Source organism: Streptobacillus notomytis, assembly GCF_001902585.1.
GTDB lineage: Bacteria > Fusobacteriota > Fusobacteriia > Fusobacteriales > Leptotrichiaceae > Streptobacillus > Streptobacillus notomytis.
In genome coordinates this window covers 1-2,174 of the sequence record NZ_LKKV01000131.1, presented here as the reverse complement: position 1 = coordinate 2,174, position 2,174 = coordinate 1, and the positions used below count along the sequence as shown (strand labels likewise).

Genomic DNA, 2,174 nt, shown 5'->3' with positions numbered 1-2,174 from the left:
CGCTGAATATGATGATCCAAAACTAGGATGATATTTACGTTCATCTCCTTTTTTAATACCATCTTCTGATAAAAGTCCTACTTCTCCTACAACAAAACTTCTTAATAAAAAAGATTGAGTCTGATAATCTTCTCTAAATAATCTATCAATATAATAATTATGTTTATCATCTATATATGAAGTAGAAATATCTCTATAATAATCACCTATTAAATCGTGATCTCTTCTAAATGAATTTTTTACAAGTAAACTTTCACTTCTAGAAAGAGCCTGCATTTCTGGAGACATTATTTGATATACATTTAATATATTATTAGAAAATTTCTTTGTTTTTATATCACTATCAATTCCATTTCCAATAGATTTTATTATTAATCTTTCATTATATACATAATTTCTATCTAATAATCTATTAGTGAAATATTCTTTTATTTCATAAGGAATATTAGTTGGAGATGTTTTATCTAAATATCTACCATTTTTATATATATAACTAAAATGTTCATTATGTCTAACTCTACCATATGACATATTTATTATACCTTTTAGATTATATACATTTTCATCACGTCTAATAAGATTTATATTAGGAGTTTTACTTTTAAAGAACTTTTTTTCTTCCTCACTTACAATACCATCAGCATTTGTATCCATAAATCCATCTACTACTTTTAAAGCATGATCTTTATAGGCAGAGTTATTATTTTCTTTTTCTATTGTTAAAAAATCATATTTACTTTTAATTTTTTCTTTTTCACCATTATATAAATATACCTCAAGTATTGTTACTGGATTATCTCCTTCTTTTAATTGAGATTCAGAAGTGCTTTCATATTCTAAAATTTCATTTTCACCTAATTTTGGTTTTAATTTTTCATTATCATTAACAATAGTAAACGTTGTTTTATGTTTTGAATCTTTAATGATTTCTTTTTTTTCAACATTACTATCAATTTTATGGAAATTCTCCGAATTAATCGTATAATTATTTGATATATTTCCACTTATATTTGTACCATTTAATCTACTGCTATTAGAATTAATAACAGTATTTGATTCATTAATATCAACTATAGTACAACTAATTGTAAAAAATAACATCAAAAAAAATTGAAATCTCTTAAATTTCATAAATCCTCACTTTTATTAGTTATATATACTATTATTATACCTTATTTTATAAAAAATAGAAACATTTATCTACCAACTATATTCAAGTCCTGTTCTAACGTTAAATTTAAGATCTTTATATTCTCTATTCTCAAAACTTATAGGTAATTCTGCACTTAACCTCGCATTTAAATTATTAATTAAATTATATGTCATTTTAACTTCTGGAACTACTGTATTTTTAATTAATATTTTTCTACTTCCAAATAACTTAACATCATCTATTATTATTTTATTACTTGAAATATATTCTGTATTTAAAATGTATTTCATACCCACAGATACTATCATTTTATCCTTAGGATTAAAGTTATATCCTAAGTATATGTCTAAATTTAAATTAATTTTTTTAGTATGTAAAAAATATGATCCTTCCGATTTAACTTCTTTAATTATTTTATTAGGATAATCTAATATTCTTCTTAATTTTTCTTCATTCATTTCAGGATACGTAGTACCTAATATGTTTCCGGATTTTTCATATATTTTTTCATCAGATGATTTTTTACCTTTAACAAATTTTTTTAATGATCCCAAAATATTTTTTTCATCTAATTTAACTTCTTCATTATTTCTCTTTACTTTATCTAAATTTTTAGTAGGATCTTGTTCACTTGAAATATAGTTAATAACTTTTGATCTTGTTTCAGTTATTGTAATAAGCTCTTTTTTACCCATTAATTTTACTTCATTATATGAAAGATCTAAATTTAAATCAAAATTAATTCCCTTATCTTGTTTATACTCTGTATCTATTGCAAGACTATATATACTGTTATCTAAATTCAAAATAGTCTTAGTATCCTTAGTTATTTTCTTTGATTTGGCATCAAAAAAGTAATTGTATTCTTTTGAAGATGAGGAAAAAAGATTCAATAACCCTGAACTATTTTTTTGATAATTCCAAGCAAAATAATTAAGAGGTAATTCCTCAAAATTTCCTTCATTAGTTTCTATTTTTTCTGACTTACCTGTAGACCTAATGCTATCAGCCTTAACACTTA

2 pseudogenes are annotated in these 2,174 nt (G+C 22.7%); both read right to left on the bottom strand.

The window, feature by feature from the left end:
* Positions 1-1,131 (bottom strand): annotated as a pseudogene (locus BUE91_RS06700) (S8 family serine peptidase); the annotation flags it as partial.
* Positions 1,132-1,200: 69 nt separating this feature from the next.
* Positions 1,201-2,174, bottom strand: a pseudogene (locus tag BUE91_RS07205) (hypothetical protein); the annotation flags it as partial.